General features: G+C 56.2%; 15 protein-coding genes and 1 tRNA gene. 8 read left to right on the forward strand and 8 right to left on the reverse strand.

Translation table 11 applies throughout. From position 1 onward, the window contains the following. Nucleotides 1-39 precede the first annotated feature (39 nt). The 7 genes from CGLUCO_RS06040 to CGLUCO_RS06070 all read left to right on the forward strand — a co-directional run bounded on the left by CGLUCO_RS06040 (nucleotide 40) and on the right by CGLUCO_RS06070 (nucleotide 8,407). A complete protein-coding gene (locus tag CGLUCO_RS06040; protein WP_005393856.1) occupies nucleotides 40-1,353 on the forward strand; it encodes an adenosylmethionine--8-amino-7-oxononanoate transaminase in 1,314 nt (437 codons plus the stop codon). A gap of 463 nt (nucleotides 1,354-1,816) precedes the next feature. Further along, nucleotides 1,817-2,476: a dethiobiotin synthase gene (bioD, locus tag CGLUCO_RS06045; RefSeq protein ID WP_005393859.1), complete on the forward strand. Its 660-nt coding sequence runs from the start codon at nucleotides 1,817-1,819 to the stop codon at nucleotides 2,474-2,476. 232 nt (nucleotides 2,477-2,708) lie between these two features. Next, nucleotides 2,709-3,758: a pseudouridine synthase gene (locus CGLUCO_RS06050; protein WP_084036286.1), complete on the forward strand. Its 1,050-nt coding sequence runs from the start codon at nucleotides 2,709-2,711 to the stop codon at nucleotides 3,756-3,758. Next, complete coding sequence (cmk, locus tag CGLUCO_RS06055) at nucleotides 3,755-4,417, forward strand: (d)CMP kinase (RefSeq protein WP_005390185.1); 663 nt, start codon at nucleotides 3,755-3,757, stop codon at nucleotides 4,415-4,417. Before CGLUCO_RS06050 ends, cmk begins: the two co-directional genes overlap by 4 nt. Next, the gene (gene der, locus CGLUCO_RS06060) at nucleotides 4,414-6,027 is read left to right on the forward strand and encodes a ribosome biogenesis GTPase Der (RefSeq protein ID WP_005393862.1); all 1,614 of its coding nucleotides are present in this window, start codon (nucleotides 4,414-4,416) and stop codon (nucleotides 6,025-6,027) included. The genes cmk and der overlap by 4 nt, the downstream gene beginning before the upstream one ends. Before the next feature lie 151 nt (nucleotides 6,028-6,178). Beyond that, nucleotides 6,179-7,141 carry a sugar-binding transcriptional regulator gene (locus CGLUCO_RS06065; RefSeq protein ID WP_005393863.1) on the forward strand — a complete coding sequence of 321 codons (963 nt, stop codon included), beginning with the start codon at nucleotides 6,179-6,181 and terminating at the stop codon, nucleotides 7,139-7,141. Between the two features lie 297 nt (nucleotides 7,142-7,438). Continuing rightward, nucleotides 7,439-8,407 (forward strand): hypothetical protein, encoded by a 969-nt coding sequence (locus CGLUCO_RS06070; RefSeq protein WP_301387088.1) that lies wholly within the window; start codon nucleotides 7,439-7,441, stop codon nucleotides 8,405-8,407. Here the strand turns inward: CGLUCO_RS06070 and CGLUCO_RS06075 are convergent. From CGLUCO_RS06075 to CGLUCO_RS06090, 4 genes are all read right to left on the reverse strand, one after another. Further along, nucleotides 8,370-9,290 (reverse strand): spermidine synthase, encoded by a 921-nt coding sequence (locus CGLUCO_RS06075; protein ID WP_040428839.1) that lies wholly within the window; start codon nucleotides 9,288-9,290, stop codon nucleotides 8,370-8,372. The two genes, CGLUCO_RS06070 and CGLUCO_RS06075, sit on opposite strands and share 38 nt — an antisense overlap. After that, entirely contained in the window at nucleotides 9,280-10,416 is a 1,137-nt protein-coding gene (locus CGLUCO_RS06080; RefSeq protein ID WP_005393867.1) for a glycosyltransferase, read from the reverse strand. Before CGLUCO_RS06080 ends, CGLUCO_RS06075 begins: the two co-directional genes overlap by 11 nt. Before the next feature lie 65 nt (nucleotides 10,417-10,481). Then, nucleotides 10,482-11,675 carry an NAD-dependent epimerase/dehydratase family protein gene (locus CGLUCO_RS06085; protein ID WP_196793933.1) on the reverse strand — a complete coding sequence of 398 codons (1,194 nt, stop codon included), beginning with the start codon at nucleotides 11,673-11,675 and terminating at the stop codon, nucleotides 10,482-10,484. Between the two features lie 508 nt (nucleotides 11,676-12,183). Then, on the reverse strand, nucleotides 12,184-13,692 hold the full coding sequence (locus tag CGLUCO_RS06090; protein WP_196793944.1) for an alanine/glycine:cation symporter family protein: 1,509 nt from the start codon (nucleotides 13,690-13,692) through the stop codon (nucleotides 12,184-12,186). A gap of 495 nt (nucleotides 13,693-14,187) precedes the next feature. Here CGLUCO_RS06090 and CGLUCO_RS06095 point away from each other — a divergent pair, with 495 nt between their 5' ends. Next, nucleotides 14,188-14,691: a phosphoribosyltransferase gene (locus CGLUCO_RS06095; RefSeq protein ID WP_005390173.1), complete on the forward strand. Its 504-nt coding sequence runs from the start codon at nucleotides 14,188-14,190 to the stop codon at nucleotides 14,689-14,691. Nucleotides 14,692-14,896: 205 nt separating this feature from the next. Here the strand turns inward: CGLUCO_RS06095 and CGLUCO_RS06100 are convergent, their stop codons facing one another. The 4 genes from CGLUCO_RS06100 to CGLUCO_RS06115 form a co-directional block, all read right to left on the reverse strand. Beyond that, nucleotides 14,897-15,997 (reverse strand): lipase family alpha/beta hydrolase, encoded by a 1,101-nt coding sequence (locus tag CGLUCO_RS06100; protein ID WP_005393873.1) that lies wholly within the window; start codon nucleotides 15,995-15,997, stop codon nucleotides 14,897-14,899. Between the two features lie 377 nt (nucleotides 15,998-16,374). Continuing rightward, nucleotides 16,375-17,574, reverse strand: a complete 1,200-nt coding sequence (locus tag CGLUCO_RS06105; RefSeq protein WP_084036587.1) for an IS110 family RNA-guided transposase — start codon at nucleotides 17,572-17,574, stop codon at nucleotides 16,375-16,377. A 521-nt stretch (nucleotides 17,575-18,095) separates the two neighbouring features. Continuing rightward, nucleotides 18,096-18,169, reverse strand: a tRNA-Pro gene (locus tag CGLUCO_RS06110). A 134-nt stretch (nucleotides 18,170-18,303) separates the two neighbouring features. Then, nucleotides 18,304-19,530, reverse strand: coding sequence for a bifunctional alpha/beta hydrolase/OsmC family protein (locus CGLUCO_RS06115; protein ID WP_084036250.1), 1,227 nt, complete (start codon nucleotides 19,528-19,530; stop codon nucleotides 18,304-18,306). Nucleotides 19,531-19,977 lie beyond the last annotated feature (447 nt).

Consider the following 19,977-nt stretch of genomic DNA (forward strand, 5'->3'; position numbering starts at 1 on the left):
GACACCGTCCATTCACCGGAAACCGTCCATTCACCGGGTATGCCCACTGCACTGGGCGTAGCTCATGGCGTGATTGCGGATGATGAAAAGAATTCAGCCGATAGCGTTCGTGAGTCACTAGACTGGGAACTCATCGCCTTTGATCGGGAGCATCTCTGGCACCCCTATGCTCCCACCCCCAACACGTATCCCCACGTGCTCGTTCATGGAGCAGAGGGGGTCTACCTTTCCACAACTGAGGGGAAGCTCATCGACGCCATGAGCTCCTGGTGGGCTGCAGCTCACGGTCACCGCCATCCGGAGATTGTGGAGGCGGCCAAGAAGCAGATTGACACGATGGAGCACGTTATGTTCGGTGGCCTGACGCACGAACCAGCGGTGCAGCTTGCTAGGAAACTTGTACAGCTTACGGGCCTTCAACGCGTCTTCTACTCTGACTCGGGATCCGTTTCCGTCGAGGTGGCAATGAAGATGGCGCTCCAATACCAGCGGGGGAAGGGCCACCCGGAAAAGAATCGATTTCTGACCTGGCGCAGTGGCTACCACGGCGACACGCAAGGACCCATGAGCGTGTGTGATCCCGAAGGAGGTATGCACTCTATGTGGGAGGGGACCCTCACGACACAGATCTTCGCCCCCGCTCCACCTGTCCTGGGTGCAACGGAGGCAGAACAGGACGCGTATGTGGCGGAATTCGAGAGCTACATCACCGACTCGGTGGCTGCCGTCATCGTTGAGCCTCACGTTCAAGGCGCTGGGGGGATGCGCTTCCACGACACAGCACTTGTGGAGAAAGTAGTGGAACTCTGCCACAAGCACGGAATTTTGTTCATCGCTGACGAAATCGCCACCGGCTTTAAGCGGACCGGACCGATGTTCGTCACCACAGGTATGGGTGTGGACATCATGTGTGTGGGCAAGGCATTGACCGGGGGCTTCTTAAGCTTCGCAGCAACACTCACAACCAGTGAAGTCGCCGAGGTCATTGGGACACTGATGCATGGTCCAACCTTCATGGGCAACCCACTTGCGTGTGCGGTATCGCTGGCCTCAGTCACTCTGATGGAAACGGCACCGTACGACATTGCACACATCGAGTCGGTGCTCACCGAAGGACTAGCACCAGCGAGGGACGTGCCCGGGGTAGCTGATGTAAGAGTGTGTGGTGCTATCGGTGTCATCGAAATGAACCACGATGTGGACATGATCGCTACGACTCGGGCTGCAATGGACGAAGGAATCTGGATTCGCCCATTTGGGCGCCTCATTTACGCTATGCCACCGTTTATCTGTAGCGATGACGAACTCGCCACAATTTGCCGGGGCCTTGTATCCGCTGCCGCACATGCGTAGCTCTTGCGGGAAACCGACACCAGCTGTGAGAGACGGCGAGAGTCCCACAAAAACGCAACGCGCAGTCGGCGAGAACATTCTCGAGGCTGCCAGGGAAACCAATTGGTGGTCAGTGGAAGCCCCAGTCGAACGGCCAGAAATGGATGTGCCTCCAGAGATGGTTGTGCCTAGGGAATACCTAAAGAATGACTAAGGAACGACAAAGGAACAATTCGGCGCAGCGCCAAGCAACGCTACGCAGCGCCACGCAGCTCCAAGAAGCGCCAAGCAACGCCACTCAGCACCAATCGCAACGGTAAACACAATGACGCAACGTGAGCTGCGCAGCCCCATTTTAGGGCTCCCTCCGACTAGAAGTCCGGGCAGCTGCGGGGCACGGCAGCAACCTGAGTGCTCAGGGAATGGCGCAGAAACCACGGGAATGACGCAACACTAAGGAAATAGAGAAAGAGAGAAATTAGGAATGAAGATAGCAGTCACTGGAACCAACACCGATGTAGGAAAGACGATCGTCACTGCGGCGTTGGCAGTAGAGCTCAATCGTCGAAACGTTGCAGGTGGGCAATGGCACATGATCAAGCCAGTGCAGACGGGAGTCAACGATTCGGACGCGCGGACCGTGCGCCAGCTCACCGGCATCGAGACTGAAGAGGTCATGCACTACCCGGAGGCTCTCGCCCCCGATCAGTCGGCTCTGCGAGCGGGGATCGAACCGGCGACGCTGGAGGAGGTAGCCGCTGAGGTGGACAAGCGTGACGGTAATTACCTCGTCGAAGGTGCAGGCGGCATTCTTGTTCGTCTCGGGCAGGACTGGACCTTCCTTGACTTGTGCCTCACTCTGAATCTGCCAATTATTGTCGTCACGTCCATGCAGCTTGGTTCCCTTAATGCAGCTGAGCTCACCGTGTCACACATTCGCTCCCGCGGTGCCACGGTGCTCGGTGTCATTGGCGGCAGTTATCCGGCAGATCCGGACTTGCCCACTCGCCTGAACGTCGATGAGATGGAGGCAAAGACGGGAGTGCCCTTCGCTGGTGTAATGCCAGAGGGAAGTGGGACCCTTGGGAAAACAGAATTCGCCCGTGTCGCAGCTGAGCTGGAATTGAATAAATTGGGTCTGTAGTGTACCGTTGCCCCGTCGAGCGTCTTCCGAGTTCAACGGTGGGCGCAGGAAACGACCGGCTCCACGGGATCGCCAGATAGCGAAGCGCGTGGAGGGCTAGAATCGGATTCAGATCAGCGCGCGCACCACCATGCACGTGCTGAATGGTGGCACCACGGCACTGATCAGGGAACCGATGAGCTAATCTGCGAACCGATTAGCTAAAAACTCTACAAACGAAGAAGGAATATTTGTGACACCATCCGCTCGCCGAGACGGCACACCGGGAAGGAACAAAGGCCGTAATGGCGGCTCCTCATCCCGGTCATTCAGCAAAAATACATCAGGAAAAGGCAAGGGCGCGAAGCGCTCCCACAAGAACCCGCACGCGCGCGACTATGAGCAGCCCCGCACCGGTGGTGCGGCAGGCGGACGAAACGGTCGACGGGCACAATCACAGGCTCCGGGGCACTCTCGTCGCGCCGAAGACGTGTACATCTCCAAGGCCAAGCCTGCACGTCATCAGCATGTCAACGGCGGTCACTCCGGTGGAGGAAGTGCCGGCGCCGAAGGTGGCGTTCGTCTGCAGAAGGTTCTCGCGCAAGCGGGTGTGGCTTCCCGTCGCATGTCGGAGGAACTGATCGCTCAGGGTCGCGTCGAAGTCAACGGTGAAATAGTCATGCGTCAAGGCGTGAGGGTTGATCCGGATACCGCAGTGATCCGCGTCGATGGAGTGCGTGTCAAGGTGAACGAGGATCTCGTCTACATCGCTTTGAACAAGCCACTAGGTGTGCAGTCGACAATGAAGGACGACATGGGGCGCCCGTGTGTCGGCGATATTGTGGGTGAGAAGGTGGATGCGGGTCTGCATCTGTTCCACGTCGGACGCCTCGATGCGAAAACAGAAGGTTTGTTGCTGCTCACCAACGACGGCGAGCTTGCTAACCGTCTGATGCACCCCAAGTACCACGTCTCCAAGACATACCTTGCCACGGTCCTTGGTGAGGCCGATCGCGAGCTGGTGAAGAAGCTTCGCGAGGGTGTCGATCTAGAGGATGGCATTGCTAAGGCTGATTACGTTCAGATCGTTGACACCTACGAAGGGCGCTCCCTTATCCGTGTCGAACTACATGAGGGGCGCAAGCACATAGTCCGTCGCATGTTGAAGGAGCTTGGCTTCCCCGTGCAGCAGCTTGTGCGCACAAAGATTCACACTGTTCAGCTCGGGGAGCTGACCCCCGGCGCGATCAGGCATCTCAACGATTCTGAGCTCCGCGCTCTTTACAAGGCGGTGGAAATGTGATTATTGCGATTGATGGGCCATCGGGAACCGGAAAGTCCTCTGTTTCCCGTGCCGTAGCCACACAACTCGGTGCCAAGTATCTCGATACCGGTGCGATGTATAGGATTGCCACCCTTCACGTATTGCGTGGTGGTATCGATCCTGCGGATGCCACCGCAGTTATCGAGCGGACGGCGGATGTGCCACTGCAGGTCTCCGACGATCCCGCAGACACGCGCGTCTTCCTGGCAGGTGACGATGTTTCTGCCGAGATTCGCGGTCCGGAAGTTACAGCAGCTGTTTCCGCTGTATCGGCGATCCCCGAGGTTCGCGAAAACCTCGTTGCCCAGCAGCGTCGCATCGCAAAAGAGGCTGGCGATATCGTCATGGAAGGGCGTGACATCGGTACTGTAGTGCTTGTCGACGCTCCAACCAAGGTGTACTTGGACGCTCGCCCGGAGGTCCGGGCACAACGTCGCCACGACCAGAATTTGGCGGCAGGAAAGCAGTCGGATTATGACACTGTCCTCGCCGACGTCATTCGTCGCGATGAGCGTGACTCCAGCCGGAAGGCATCACCGCTCCGCCCTGCAGAGGATGCCACTATCATCGATACGTCTGACCTCACCATGGACGAGGTCATCGCTGCCGTCATCAACGCCTACCAGGAGGGAAAATGACCGATAAGCCAGTTAATGAAACAGACGGTGACGACATCGTCTTCGTCTATCCGGCTGCGGACGGAGGAGAGATCTCCGCTGATGATGCCTTCTTGGAAGAAGATGTAGAAGTTACGGGCGGTGGTTACGCCAACTCCGAGTTCGAGCCCTACGACTTCGACTTTTCCACTTTCGATGAGGAGATCGACGGGTTGGATGACGATGATCTGACCGATGAAGCTAAGTGGGAAGAGCTGGAGCGTGCGTTCGGTGTAGAGAAGCCCACGCACACGGAGGAAGCCCTGTGTACGGTCGCTGTTGTCGGTCGACCGAATGTTGGCAAGTCTTCACTCGTGAACCGCTTTCTCGGACGCCGCGAGGCGGTCGTGGAGGACACCCCCGGGGTCACCCGTGACCGCGTGAGCTACCTCGCCGAGTGGAATGGACAGCGCTTCTGGGTGCAGGATACGGGTGGCTGGGATCCGGATGCCAAGGGTATCCACGCGGCCATCGCTCGCCAGGCGGAAGTTGCAATGGAGACCGCTGATGTCATCGTAATGGTGGTAGATACCAACGTCGGGATCACCGCTTCCGATGAGGTCATGGCTCGCAATCTGCAGCGTTCGGACGTACCCGTGATCCTCGTGGCGAACAAGGTAGACTCTCCGAAGCAGGAGGCAGAAACCGCAGAGTTTTGGGGCTTAGGTCTCGACTACCCGTACCCGGTTTCCGCACAGCACGGCAAGGGTGGTGCAGATGTCTTGGATCAGATTCTCGAACTGTTTCCTGACGAGCCACGCCAGACGTCGATCACGGAGGGGCCACGTCGTGTCGCTCTCGTTGGCAAGCCAAACGTGGGTAAATCTTCCCTTTTGAACAAACTGTCCAACGAGGAACGATCCGTTGTCGATAACGTCGCCGGAACCACCGTCGACCCTGTCGACTCGCTGGTGCAACTCGAAGGTGGCCTGTGGAAGTTCATCGATACCGCAGGGCTGCGTCGAAAAGTAAAAAATGCCTCCGGTCACGAGTACTACGCCTCCCTTCGCACCAAGACCGCGATCGATGCAGCCGAAGTCTGTATCCTCATCATCGATGCCTCGGAGCCGATTTCCGAACAAGACCAGAAGCTGCTGGGGATGATTGTGGAGTCGGGCAAGGCTCTCGTTATTGCTTTTAACAAGTGGGACCTCGTAGACGAAGATCGAAGGGACTACCTCGACCGGGAGATTGACGAGCAGCTGGCTCATGTTCCGTGGGCGAAGCGGATCAACATCTCGGCCAAGACAGGGCGTGCACTGCAAAAGCTTGAGCCTGTCATGCTCGAGGCACTTGAGTCCTGGGATCAGCGTGTGTCCACAGGCCAGTTGAACAACTGGCTGCGGCAAGCTATCGCCGCCAACCCGCCGCCGATGCGCGGTGGCAGGCTGCCACGCGTGCTTTTTGCCACGCAAGCATCCTCCCAGCCACCGGTCATCGTCTTGTTCTCCACAGGGTTCCTCGACGCGTCCTATCGGCGCTACCTGGAACGCAAGTTCCGTGAGCAGTTCGGGTTCGAGGGTACTCCCGTGCGGATCGCGGTCCGCGTGCGTGAACGGCGCGGTGGCAAAACCAACCGAAAGAAGCGTTAGCTCTTTTCTGCAGCATGATGAGTGTGCTGATGTAGGCCCCGGCGGCATCCCCAAAGGAGGGTGCCACCGGGGCTTACCTTGTGGAGTGATGAGGCTCACGAATATCGAGCCATGTACGGACAGACGCATGCCGTAGCGTAAGCTAAAACCCATGGATTCGAGGATTGCGCTGGCCATCGACACCGCTAAGCTTTACTACGTCGAGGGGCTTTCTCAATCCGAAGTCGCAGGAAAACTAGGTGTGTCCCGCCCGACGGTGTCCAAGCTTCTCACCCTTGCCCGGGATGCCGGATATGTGCGCATTGAAATCGATGACCCCCGTACCTCTAGCTCAATCCTCGCCGAACGCTTAAAGCAGGCCTTCGGGCTAACCGAAGCGCGGGTGGTTCCAGCAATTACGGCAGCATCTGGGGCGACAGTCAACGATGCGCCCTCCCTTTCTCTCATGGAGCTCGGAAAAATAGGGGCTCAGCTGCTCGATTCCCTTGTCTCCGATGGCGACCTCATCGGCGTGAGCTGGGGAAACACCCTGCACGCTATTGCCAATCAGCTGCATCAGAAAACAGTGACTGGCGTGCGGATTGTCCAGCTAAAAGGGGGTCTATCACACTCGGCGCACAGCACCAACGATTTCGACACCATCTCAAAGTTCTCCGAGGCGTTCTACGCCCCCGCGCATCTTCTGCCACTTCCCGCAGTTTTCCAATCTGCAGAGGTAAAGCGATTGGTGGAGCAAGAACCGTTCATTGAACAGCTGACTTCGCTCGCCCGCGAGTCCACGATCGCTGTTTTTACAGTCGGCGCGGCCAGCCCGGATTCCACGCTTTTGCAGCTGGGATATTTCAGCGACGCGGATGTAGAGCGGATCCTCGTACACGCTGTGGGCGATATTTGCTCCCGGTGGGTCACAGCCGACGGTGAGATCGCGGTGCCTGAAATCGATGCCCGCTCCGTGGGGATTAGCCTCGCAGATCTGCGAAAAGTTCCGGTGCGGTTACTCGTAGCGGGAGGGTTAGAGAAAGCAGCTCCTCTCCGCGTCGCCTTGGAAAAGGGGATGGCCACCCATTTCGTGACAGATGCGACCGTCGCCGAGCATATTCTCCAGACCCTTTAGCACGCACCGGTAGGCAGACGCATACCGGTTGGCAGACGCATACCGGTGGGCACCTGTCGGCGGGTACCTGCTGCCGCTAGGCACCTACCGACAGTATCCGGCCAGAGGATACCGGTTGCCAGCGGGTGCAAGCCACAGTTGTACACTCTTCGGGTGTGTGATGGAAGGCTGCGCGTGGTCAACGGGGTGTGTACGTGGGTAGTTGTATGCTGTCTTCTCGCCCTAGCGTTTTCGGGGGAGCCTGTAGCTCGAGCACGAGAGCAGAATAGCCGTCTAGCTGGAGACGGACAATGCTGTGTGTCAGCCTCGTTGGCACCCACATCGTTCCCGCTGGCCGTAATCGATGAGTCAGGGGCTATTGTCGCGCGCGAGCGTACTCACATCACTGTTATGTATACCGCGAGCGGGCGCTGGGTGGAGACATCCAATGCCTACGAAGTTGTGCCTGCGTTATCCCTGATAAAGCTCCTCATCGCCGAATACGTCATCCGTCACGCAGACGGCCTCGGCGCAGCCGCAGATCAAACCAAGGCCTTGGAAATGGTACAGGGCTCTGACGATGAGGCAGCCAAAGAACTGTTTGAAAAATATCCTGCATCAATTCGAATTATTGTCAAAGAGGAAAATCTCCGCTCAACCTGGGTGGGTAACAAGTGGGGCGCAGGGGTAACGACCACAGGCGACATGGTTCGCTTTCTCCACAGCTTAGTAAAACAGAATTCGCCAGTTATAGAGGCGATGGAAGCCGCCCACGAGATAGCAGCAGACGGTTACGCACAAAACTTCGGCACTGCCACCTTGCCTGGCGTGACCGGGACAAAATTCGGCTGGTCGAACGACCGCCGCTCGTTCCACTCCACAGCCTCGGTCGGAAATGGATTCATCGTAGTGGCTTCAACCCAGGGGTCGCGGCAACAACACACCGCCGATGTCACCGGTGCGTTCACTCACCACACGTGTGTCGTCTCACCGATGATTTCTCTTTTGCCTGCGGCACCCACGAGCGTGGAGGCACCTGCGAGGGACGAATGGAAAACGATCCTGCTTCTTCCTGAAGCAATGCCCAGGGAAAAACAGAGAAAATACGCATCATTTATCGGTTTACTCCCGGCGTTATCCAGTGGGTCCTGTTCCACTGATGACATAGAGGTGCTCCCGGTCACCCCGGTCCAACGCGTTCCTTCTCTACCCGGCGATGCGATGCAGTGCACCGTGGGGGACAATCAGGTCAATCCGCATCCTGTGGTGTTCGCGGATCACAGATAACCGCAGCCCCAGCGGAGAACTGTGCCACCCATGCAGGATCCTTGTACACGGCCGGTACGCGCCCGCGCATGACGTCGGAGGAAAGCGCGGTGGCAGCCGACGAATCCCGCTGTGGGAGCTGAACAGACGAGGCGAGGAAGACGATGTTGCCACCACGCTTGCCCTTCAACACCGTGCTGTCTGCGATCAGAGCGACATGGGCAAACGTCTCCCGAAGTGTGGCCGCCTCACGTTTGGCGGTATCGAGACCAGCCTGCGCACCACAGTTAACGGCGTAGAGACCCGGTTGTGCCAGACTGCTCTGCACTGCCTCAGTGAATTCCACGGTAGTGAGGGGAACAGGAGTGGTGGAGGATGAAAACACATCCCGGATGACAATGTCCCGAGATGCTGGACGAAACGACTCAGTCACGTTTCGCGCATCGCCAACGCGAATCTTCACGTGTGGCGCGCGAGGTATGTCGCACAGATTTCGGGCTAGATCCGCAAGCGCAGAATCAATCTCAACAACGGTGTTCCTGCTGCTAGGGTACGTGGCTGCCATATATCGAGCTAGCGAACAACCGGCGCCGCCAAGGTGAGTGATTCGACGAGGTTCGGTGCCTGTCTCTCGTTCGAACCACGCTACTCCGGCTGCGATCCATTGCATGTAGGGGAAGGAAAGGCGGGTAGGCTCACCGACGGTGATGTGAGACGAGTACTGGCCGTTAATGAGAAGGTTCCAGGAATCCGCGTAACCGGCTACCTTCTCAAAGGTAGCAATTCCGGAGTCGATGGGGTACTCCCGTCCGTTTTCACGGACGAGAACATCGTCGGAAGCGTCTTCGGCACGTGTGAGCTCGACGGTATTTCGCCGACGTGTTCCAGGTTTCCTATGCGCCATGACTCTTTCCCTCGCCGCTGTTGAGCGCTTGTCTATAGAAATCGGTGAGGGTGCGCGTAGCTTCCAACCAAGAGTATTTTTCAGCCTCGGCGCGCGCCTGCTCAGGGAACGCGGAGTTCTCATAGGCGGCAATGATGAGACGAACCCATTCCTGTACGTCGTCCGGTGGCGCAAGAAAACCGGTGTGGCCATCGACAACAGTGAACGGAATGCCGCCTGCGCGGGCTCCAACGACCGGGATCCCGCTGGCCATCGCCTCAAGAGCCACGAGACCGAGGGTTTCTGTTTTGGAGGGGAACAAGAATACATCGGCCGACGCGAATGCAGCAGCCAGCTCTTCCCCCCGCATGTAACCCATAAACGTGCACCAATCCGAAGAGAAGAGTTGCTTTAACTCCTCTTCATCGGGACCTCCGCCGACAAATGCCAGGCGGGCCTTCGGTAAACGCGTGCGAAGGTCGGACATGACCGAATGAAGAAAAGCGAGGTTCTTTTCCTTGCTTAGCCGACCGACAAATAGCATGAGAGGATCGTCTGGGTGCCCAGAAGAGAGCTTCTGACGCATTTCTTGAGTCGCCCGTCCGGGGTGGTAGAGATGAGTGTCCACAGCCTTTGGCCAGAGGTGAACGTTTTTTATTCCAACGCTGGTTGCGCGTTCGAGCATTGGTGTAGATGTGACGAGGTTGATCTTCGCACGATTGTGGAAAAAACGAATGATCCGCTGAACGGGTCCACTGATAATCCCTAAACCAAGGTCAATCATGTAATCGGGGACGTTAGTGTGAAAACTAGCAACCAGAGGAATTCGCTGTGTACGCGCTACGCAGATGCCACCCGCAGCCAACCACACGGGATTCACGACATGGATGATATCTGGGTTGAAATCAATAACGGTGCTAACCGCGTGCGGGGTGAGCCACCCGTACTTAAGTTCCGGGTAGACGGTTAGCCCAGTAGCAGGGACACCCACGACGGGGAATCCCGCGAAGGTAGTAGGGCAGGGCTGCGGTGCAACGACGATGCATTCGTGCCCGAGGACACGGAGCTGCTCGAGCGTTTTCGTCAAACGCGTGACGACACCATCGATTTTGGGTAGAAATACCTCAGTGAAAAAGGCGATGCGCATGAAAATTAGTGTAAGAAGAAAGGCACCGTGCGCCCGCACTGGGGTGAGCACACGGCGCGACAATATTACTTGTTCAGGTTCGGCTCACCGGGGTGCTGGTGCTTTGTCCACAGCGAGCGAGCCGGGATCTTATCAAGATCGGCGCGGTCTGCGTACTTCTTTGCGGTGTTTTCCACTTCATGGAGAAGCCCCTCGGACAGGGTAGTAGGTTCCAAACCAAGTTTGAGGAAGTTGTCATTGGTGACGAGTAGCTCGTTTTCAGCAGATTCCTTCCTGGGATTGGGAACCATCTGAACCTCTGCTCCGGTGATCTTGGAGACGAGCTGAGCGAGATCCCGCACTCGGTGGGTCTCGGTCATCTGGTTGAAGATCTTAACCCGATCGCCGCGGGATGGAGGATTCTCGATAGCGAGCTCGATGCAGCGCACCATATCACGGACGTGAATGAATGCGCGGGTCTGTCCACCGGTACCGTGCACCGTCAGCGGGTATCCGAGGGCAGCCTGCATGAGGAAGCGGTTGAGAACGGTCCCGTAATCGCCGTCGTAATCGAACCGGTTGATGAGGCGCTCGTCTCGTTCAGTCTGTGGTGTGTGCGTACCCCAAATGATGCCCTGGTGAAGGTCAGTGATGCGCAATTCGTCGTTTTTGGCGTAATACGCGAAAAGGTTCTGATCGAGCACCTTGGTCATGTGGTACACGGAGCCTGGGTTCGTGGGGTACAGGATTTCCTGCTCAATCTCTTTACCGTCGGCCTTCACAGTCACGGTGAGGTAGCCCTCAGGGAGTTTCATCCCGGCAGTACCATACCCGTAGACACCCATCGTGCCCAGGTGCACGACATGAATGTCCTGATCATTTTCCACAATGGCGACAAGCAAGTTGTGTGTCGCATTGACATTATTGTCCACGGTGTAGCGCTTGTGCGTGGAGTTCGTCATGGAATACGGCGCGGAGCGCTGCTCAGCAAAGTGTACGACCGCATCGGGCTGCTCAGTGGCAAGGAATTCCCGCAGCTTGTCGTACTCCTGCGCGATGTCAATGTTGAAAGTGCGGATCTCCTTGCCGGTTACGTCCTTCCAGGCCTTGACCCGCTCATTGAGGGGACAAATCGGTGTGAGGGAAAATGCGCCGAGTTCCTCGTCAATCGCTCGCCGTGAACCGTTGTCCACTATGAGTACGTCGTGTCCCGCATCGGACAAGTGCAAGGCTGTTGGCCAGCCGCAAAAGCCATCGCCTCCGAGGACTGCAATTTTCACGTAGATCTCCACTTACCATGGTCGAAAATAGTTACAGCGTTCAACTTTAGTGGGTATTTACTAACTTCGCTGCGCAAGAACAAAAATATTGATGAGCCGGTTACCCCCAATGATGGTGCACATGGGGGGAGCACACGAAGATGGTCAGCCTCAATCTGCTGAGCTATGGGGGACATCGCACGTGCAGATGTATCCGTGTGGGGCATCAGATCGTTTGCGCTGGCTGAGAAACTTTCGCAGCTCGTCGTGGTTAGTCCCCTGGTGACGGCGAAATGTAGGAGGAGCGGCACCGTATCTAGAAACGTCAGTGCCCGTTTGAACGCTGAAAGTCACTGAAAGGAAAGGTTGGACCAAAAACAGAAACGCCACCGGTCTCCCGCACCTACTAGTGCGGGCAGTTGGTGGCGAATCGATATGAAGCGCTTCGGACGGACCACCATAGCGGTCCGAGAGAAAGACGGTATGTGTACCTTGAATGTCTATGACACTCACGTTGCTGATGGGGAGGTTAGTTGCTCTCCTGCTTCTTTTCCGGCAGCGGAATGCCGAGAGCATCGAAGGCTACGGGATAATTCTTGGTTGCAGAATCGGTGCCGTTCCAGCACTCCACGTTCTTGATTTCCGGAAGCATTGCGCGGTGGAAGATAGGATCCAACCCCTTGGAACGCTGCTCCGAGTAGTTGCGCAGCAATTTGATAGCTACACCACCGAGTGGAACGATCGCGATGAGGTTGATGATCACCATCGTGCCAGCAAAGGTGTCGCCGAGTGCCCAGATGAGCGGAACAGATCCGACGGAACCAAAGATGACGAACAGAAGAACGACAACTCGGAATACTGTCAGAGCCGTCTTGGAATCGGTGAGGTACTGCACGTTTGCCTGTGCTAGGTAGTAGTTGCCAATCAGCGAGGAGAAGGCGAGACAGAAGAGAACGAGCGTTACGAAGTGGATACCCCAGGTGCCCACGGAATGCGCAACGGCGTCCTGGGTGAGAGACGAGGTTTGCCCGTCGGCAGCAGTGTGGTAATCGCTCAAGAGGATGATGAAGGCCGTGATGGAGCAGACAAGGAGCGTATCGAAGTAGACTCCCAGAGTCTGAACGAGCCCCTGTTTCACCGGGTGCGAAACCGTTGCAGTTGCTGCAGCGTTCGGGGCAGACCCCTCGCCGGCTTCGTTGGAGAATAGGCCACGCTGCATTCCGTACATGAATGCCATGCCCATAGTGGCGCCACCGATCTGGCGGAACCCAAAGGCCGCACCGAAGATGTCGGCGATCATTCCAGGAACCTGTTCAATGTTCAGAGCGACGATGATGATGCCGAGGATGAGGTAGGCCACAGCCATGAACGGGACGATCATTTGGGTGAAGTTCGCAATACGCTGAATTCCGCCGAAGATAACAAGGCTGGCGAGAACCGCCATAACAATGCCGATTCCGAGGCGTACGAGGAACGTCGTATGCTCATCCATTGGGGAACCAATGGTTTCGACTGATTTAGCGATGGCTTCTACGACGGCGTTGGACTGGAGGGCGTTGTACACAAAACCGAAGGTGAAGGCAATTGCGATAGCGAAGATTGTTGCCAAGACCTTGGAATTTAATCCGCGCGTCATGTAATAAGCTGGGCCACCGCGGTAGGAATCTCCGTCGTGGGTCTTCCACAGCTGGGCAAGAGTCGATTCCACAAAGCTCGTGGCACCACCGACGATGGCAACCATCCACATCCAGAAGACGGCGCCAGGGCCACCAGTGGTAATGGCGATGGCGACACCGGCTACGTTGCCAGTGCCCACGCGAGAGGCCGCGGAAATCGTGAATGCCTTGAAGGGGGAAATATCTTCCTCGTTTTGCTCTGCAGGCTTTTCAAGAACAGCCTTGAACATATCGGGGATTTTGCGGATTTGGACAATGAATGTCCGGAAACCGAAGTAAATGCCTGCCAGCATGAGGGGGATGGGCAGGAATGACCACAGGTGACCGTTAAAGGTTCCCACAGCATTCTCCAACACACCCATGACGCTGTTGAAGCCTTCCATAATATTCATGGGAGTAGATTACACGACTGGCATTTAGTTAAAGTAACTGAAACCTCCCTAAGCATCATGGAAAAACCCAACTTATCAGATGTTCCGCAGCAGGAGGTGAAACCTACAGCACTGGATAGGGCAGGCAAACCGCTAACTACAAACGATGAATATTCAAACAATGATTGCTCACTGGTGCACTGTGGTGGAAAAGCGTGGGCCGTCAGTAGAGCTAGGCAGGCCATCGCCTGGGGTAGGGCAAGGAGAGGTAAGCCGCTATCTTGGCACAAGGAGCACGTTTTCTTGGGGCGGCTGGGGCCTTTGTCCTAGAGTGGGTGGGGCATCGCTTGGGATAGGTAGGCCCTGTCCCCTGGTTTTTAGGGACGTACGAAGAAGATACGAAGAGGCCACCTGCGTGGCGCTGATGAGGCCAGGAAAACGCCGAACTTATTACCGCCGACTTAACTGAGGCGGTATCCTCAATATATGGCCTATCATGCAGACTCTTCCAACATGGATAACCTTGAGGTCCTCACGTGGGATATGTTCGGACAAGCATCACGCGAGCTCGCTCAACAGATTGTCGATTCGGGCTATGAGCCCGACATTATTATCGCGGTAGCTCGGGGTGGATTACTGCCCGCTGGTGCCCTTTCCTACGCCATGGGCGTGAAGCTTTCCGATGCAATAAACGTCGAGTTTTACACCGATGTGGAAGAGACCCTCCCCGACCCGATCCTTCTCGAACCGTTGCTGGACACCAACGCGCTTGGTGGCAAGAAGCTGCTTGTTGTTGATGACGTTGCGGATTCCGGTCGTACCTTGGATCTTGTGCTAAAGATTTTGCAGAAGAGTGCTGCAGAGGTGCGATCTGCTGTCATTTACGGCAAGTCTCGCTCTGTTGTCGAACCGAATTACGTGTGGCGCCACACAGATCAGTGGATTGCTTTTCCATGGTCAGCCGAGCCCCCGGTTACCAAATCGAACTAGGGGCGACGATCCACTCAATAATCAAGGGGAGCGAAGGATAAAAGGTCCGCAGCAGGCAAGCTGCGGACCTTTTATCGTGTGCGAAGTCGGGGATGATGTATCGGTCTAACGCCACACATGGCAGAACCATTAGATCTGGAAAAGCAGGTTCCTGCCTTCAACGATCCGGATGGAAACGCAAGGTGGCATAGTCGTTATCGAGGCGTTAGTACCAGGTCAATTCATCATTTGGCAGGGCAGTGCAGGCATCGATGGCCGGCGCGGTTTCTCCTGCATCGCGCGTCAGTGCCCAATAGGTCAGCGATGCCATGGTGGGAGAAGTTGGTAGATCATCGTGAATAATTTTGTCGTCCTTGAAGGGGCAGGCCTGCTTGACGTTGACGTTAGCAACATCGGCACCGTCGACGGGGCTAAGCTCACTCGTGCTGTTCGGCGTGACAACGGTGTCATCGGGGGAGAAGAAGGACGTGTAGATTACGCCAGGGACCGTGTCCGGCTGTGCATTTAGCCACGCGTTGAAGTCGCTGCCGATAATTTGCTGGGCGCTCGCCGGCGACAGGAAGAAAGTCATGAGGTGTGGAGCAAGGGTGATGAGTCCACGCGCAAAGGTGCCGAACCCGTTGATCGCTGTGCCGTGGAACGGGGCACCCATCGCCACTACACGGTTGACCTTCTCAGCACCATACTTGGCGATGTACGCCTTGGGGATCATGCCGCCTTGAGAGTGCCCGACGAGGTCGACTTTGTCTGCACCGGATTTCTCTAGGACATAGTCAATCTGGTGGGAGACTTCCGCCACAGACGTCATGATGTCACCCGTCGCGTACATACTGGGGTTCAGATTTTGAATCGAAAGCCCTGTGTTCTTCCCATAGTTGTATCCCCAAACACAGAAGCCCTCGTTGTGGAGTGAAGATGCAGAATCGTAAAAGTCTTTGATATTGCGTGTGGTGCCGTGCAAGAAAAGCACCGGATGTGGATGTTCGGCTGCGGGAACACAGTCGGGATCGTTGAGGAATGACGGGGCGCCAATAGGCGTGATGGGGTCGCTGAACTGCCCATTCGCGGAATCCTGCGTGGAGGACCCGTCGGTCGTCTGAAGGTCGCGGAGTCTGGTCCCCGTTTCAGCGGTCCGGGCATCGGGTGTCGGTTCAGCGGATGTCCTCTGGGCCGTTGCGACAACCGTGGTAGTCGTAGACGGCTCCGTGGATGTGTGCTGCGTCGTTGCAGCGACTGCTGGAACTGCGAGGGCAACCGCTACAGATGTAATTGCGGCTGCGCATGTAAGACGAACGGACATGGTCATTTCCGGTTCCTAAAACTTCCTAATCTCTTGAGACACCTGGGGAGCGCACAGTCGGTGAGCCTTAACTCACGTCCAACTCCGAAAAGAAACTATAGTCGAGCGTCTCGACATTTTTCTCCACCTGGATAGGGTGCAGAAAGCGTAACTATGGAGCATGCATAGTAGTTTTCTATTCAAAAACAGTTGTGAAGGAATGGATGACGGGATTTGGGCATTTCAACGGATGTGAGCCGCCATGCTAGGTGGGGGGGTGTTCCTATATAGTTCGTCAACCTGAGGGGGGTAGTTGTTGGGGGTGACGTTCGGTGTGGGATTGTTTTTGGGTACGCCTGGGAGCCGATTGGCGTATTGCCAATCGGCTGGGGTGTTTTAGCCCGTTAAGCTGTCTTCTGTTTTTCTGGTTCTTGGTAGAGGCTGTGATTTGCCATCATGGTGAACAAGACGGTGAGGCGTCTTCTTGCTAGAGCTACGACTGCGGCGTTGTGTCTCTTGCCTTCTTTACGTTTCCGCTCGTAGTATTGGCGTGAACGCTCGTGGTATCTGATCGCTGAAAATGAGGATTGCCATAGGGCGTTCTTTAATTTCTTGTTTCCCGCCCTGTTCGGTGATTTCGTGTTGATGGATGTGCCTGACTGGTTGGTCTGTGGGCATAGTCCTGCGTATGAGGCCATGTGGGAAGCTGTTTTAAAGTCCGAGAAGTCCCCGACTGTCATGAGGATCTGAGCTGCGGTTTTCGGGCCGATGCCAGGCATAGACAAGAGGATGTGGGTGTGCGGAACCTCCTCGATGAGGGCGCCTACTTTTTCTTCGATAACTTTCCGGTGGTCAAGCTTTGCCAAGGCATCAGTGGCGGACATGGCGACACCGAGTTCAACATATTCCGACCCGTGGATTGACACGGTTTGATTCTTGATGGCATCCAGCAGGCCATCGATGATTTTCTCGGGGTTTCTTGCTTTGTACTTCTTCGCGAACGCGATCAGGCGTGCGCGCCCCATTCGTTTGATTTTTGTGGGGCCACCATATTTGGCCAGCATGTGCAACACCCACCGTCTGTGGATATTTTGGCCACGAAGTACCCGTTCGAATTCGGGATAGGATCCAACAAGGGAGGAGCGGATTTGATTGATCAGCCTGGTGTAGGACCGGGCGAGGTCTTCATCGATACCGTTGAGTACTTTTAGCTGACTGAACACCTGCTGGACACGGTCAACATTGCGCAAGGCATCGGGAAGATTGGCTCCTGCATGCGCGATGACATATGAGTCACGAACATCAGTTTTCGCATTTCCGACATGAACCCTCGACAGCTGCCGCATCGACAATCCAGGAAGATATTTAACGGTAATCCCCATGTCTTGGGCAACTGCGACGGTAAGCCTGCCAATATTGTTGGGCTGGTCGACCACAACCAAAATTTTCGAGGACAGGGCGAGGAAAAGGTCGAAGAACCTGCGTAAAGAATGTTCTGACTGGTCAATGCGTTTTGACTTTACTTGTTTACCATCTTTGTCGAGGACACAAGCGTGATGAAAGTATTTACCGACATCGATGCCGATGACGAAATCGTAGGTCACGAGGACGATTCTCCATGTGCGATATAAGTGTGAAACGGACAGATATCGTCACTGGGTTCGTCGGACATACTCTCGCTGGCATCCACATTACTTGAGACTTCACCAGGCATTCCGGCGAGTCAGGTTCCTATTAGCAGTTGAAGTATGTCACTGCCTTCGGCGGCATCACCCCCCGGATCATTTTCAGACAGGGACAAAAACAAGCCATACCGAAGCCAGTGACGAGTCCCGCTGCTAAGCAGGGACCGGAACAAACATAACCCACCCCAAAAGGGGAGAAACCATGAATCCTCGGGTCCCCAGCAGGGAACTGCCTAAACCGTAATGGGCACTCCGCAGATGCCGCTATGTGGTTACGGAACACGGCACGCTTGCTAGCAGGTGGAGTACACCCCTTTGGGGGGATCTGGCTTCACGTGGCGAGGCGACGCGTTGTCCCCGTGACTTTTTGGGTGCTGATCTGTGTGCGTGGAGTGCGCATAACAAAAACCGGCGCCGCGTTCGCGGTGCCGGTTTTTCAGTCGGACTGACAGGATTTGAACCTGCGACCCCTACACCCCCAGTGTAGTGCGCTACCAAGCTGCGCCACAGTCCGCCGCTGCCCTTGTTGTGCAGCTCATCCAGATTACAACATTGCAATACGGATCCAAAATTGGCAGGTGAAGCGGTGGAAAGTCGCCGAGTTTTGAAGCAGTAATAGCTGGTGATTTTCCGCCTGGAATCGCTTTGTCAGGCATCTACTGATGTATTGGTGATGGTATCGGTGATATTCAGGGCACCTTCAAGGAGTGAGTGGATGAGCGGATCGTCGAGGGTAGCTGTCAGGCGGGCAACCTCATCGTCGGAAAGCCTGCCGGTGAGTTCGATCGACCGTGTGAGATCGAAGGAACCGTCGCCAGTGAAGTCGGCGACCTCAGTTGCCGCTGTGGGGGTCTGCTGAACATCGACGTGTACGTTGTCCAACCCGCGGATGCGTAGTTTCTTGGCGTTGACACGGATTTGCTGGGACGTTGACGTAGCGATGGCGCTCATGAGAAGTCCCGTGGGGGTGATGCCGTATCCCTTACCGCCACGCGTGGTTTCGCGGTCGGAGATGAAATGGCGGACGCCGGCGCGCACCGCGTCGGTGTACTTACCCGTCCGGGTAGAGCGTGCCTCGGCGACGGTCTCGTCTACCTGTTCACGGAACCGCTCACCGACCTGGGTATACGGCTCGGCCCATTCAGCAATAAGTCGCCCGGCACGTGCCGCAGACCCAGGCTTCGTGCACAGGTGGTCCGTTTTATCCAAGGCGACGAGGGACTTAGGGTACCGGGAGACCTGGAAGATGAGCTGGGCGCTGTCGATGCCGACAGTCTGATCGGTGGGTGAGTGGAGGAGAAGGAGGGGCTTCTTTAGATCCGGAAGGTAGGTCTCCGGGTTGGTCTCTGCAAGGTCTTCGAGGAGCTTGCGTGAGATCGTCATGGTGCGTCCCACAAGGGAGAAGGTGTAATCGCCTTGGCGGTCGACTTCGCTGATCGCATCTGGGAACTGGAATACCGCGTGTGCAGGGTCGAAGGGTGCGCCGATGGTCGCAATTGCTTTCAGCTTCTTCATCCGTTGACCGGTGCGCAGAGCGGCAGCACCGCCGAGGGAGTGTCCGACGAGAAGGGCGGGAGCTTCGTAGTTCTCTTCCAGCCATTCGTAAACGGCGTAGAGGTCTTCACAGTTTGACGTGAAGGTCTGGTCAGCGAACTCACCTTCGGATTGGCCGAGGCCGGGGTAGTCAAAGCGGAGAACGGCGTAGCCATACTCCGAAAGTGTTTTGGATACACGTGATGCACACGGCGTATGGCGGTTACCTGTGAAGCAGTGTGAAAAGATGGCGAACGCTTTGGGCTCTGTATCCGGGAAGTCAATAGTTGCGGCGAGCCCGAGGCCTGCCGGTGAGGGGACTGTGACGTTTACTGAGTGCATAGTGTATTCCGATCCTTCTCTTCCGCGGTGTCCTTCAGTGCTGGTGGTAGGTAGTTGTTGAGCAAACCGTACCGTTCGCACCTGAGGCTACTCATCTCAACGCGAATGCGTGAAGTTTTACCGTCCCCAATCCTAATGATTTTGCCCCTTAATAGGTGTGTCGGTATATCACGGAAGTGCTTGGCGTGACTGGCGCCACGGCGGGTCGATGCTGTCATAGCCCGTGTGTTGGAGGGGACAGCTATCGACTTACGTGTCCCTCGATTCTGCCCGCTGTGGTGTTGACTGGTGGAGATGGCTGGTGAGATTCGGCGCCGAAATGGGAAATTTTTGTGGCGGTGCTGGTAGCCGTGAAGAAGGCAAGGGAATCCGTGCGCTAGTCTGGAGACAATGACCGCGTAGCTGGTGTGCAGCGCGCCCGTCCACGGGTGTGTGCATACAGGCATG

Origin of the sequence: Corynebacterium glucuronolyticum DSM 44120, from assembly GCF_030440595.1 — a bacterium.
Classification (GTDB): domain Bacteria; phylum Actinomycetota; class Actinomycetes; order Mycobacteriales; family Mycobacteriaceae; genus Corynebacterium; species Corynebacterium glucuronolyticum.

Bases quoted from the DNA above. Each gene is read 5' to 3' on its own strand.
- CGLUCO_RS06040 (WP_005393856.1), top strand. From the start codon at position 40: ATGCCCACTGCACTGGGCGTAGCTCATGGCGTGATTGCGGATGATGAA.
- bioD (WP_005393859.1), top strand. From the start codon at position 1,817: ATGAAGATAGCAGTCACTGGAACCAACACCGATGTAGGAAAGACGATC.
- der (WP_005393862.1), top strand. From the start codon at position 4,414: ATGACCGATAAGCCAGTTAATGAAACAGACGGTGACGACATCGTCTTC.
- CGLUCO_RS06065 (WP_005393863.1), top strand. From the start codon at position 6,179: ATGGATTCGAGGATTGCGCTGGCCATCGACACCGCTAAGCTTTACTAC.
- CGLUCO_RS06075 (WP_040428839.1), bottom strand. From the start codon at position 9,290: ATGGCGCATAGGAAACCTGGAACACGTCGGCGAAATACCGTCGAGCTC.
- CGLUCO_RS06080 (WP_005393867.1), bottom strand. From the start codon at position 10,416: ATGCGCATCGCCTTTTTCACTGAGGTATTTCTACCCAAAATCGATGGT.
- CGLUCO_RS06090 (WP_196793944.1), bottom strand. From the start codon at position 13,692: ATGGGTGTGTTGGAGAATGCTGTGGGAACCTTTAACGGTCACCTGTGG.
- CGLUCO_RS06095 (WP_005390173.1), top strand. From the start codon at position 14,188: ATGGCCTATCATGCAGACTCTTCCAACATGGATAACCTTGAGGTCCTC.
- CGLUCO_RS06100 (WP_005393873.1), bottom strand. From the start codon at position 15,997: ATGACCATGTCCGTTCGTCTTACATGCGCAGCCGCAATTACATCTGTA.
- CGLUCO_RS06115 (WP_084036250.1), bottom strand. From the start codon at position 19,530: ATGCACTCAGTAAACGTCACAGTCCCCTCACCGGCAGGCCTCGGGCTC.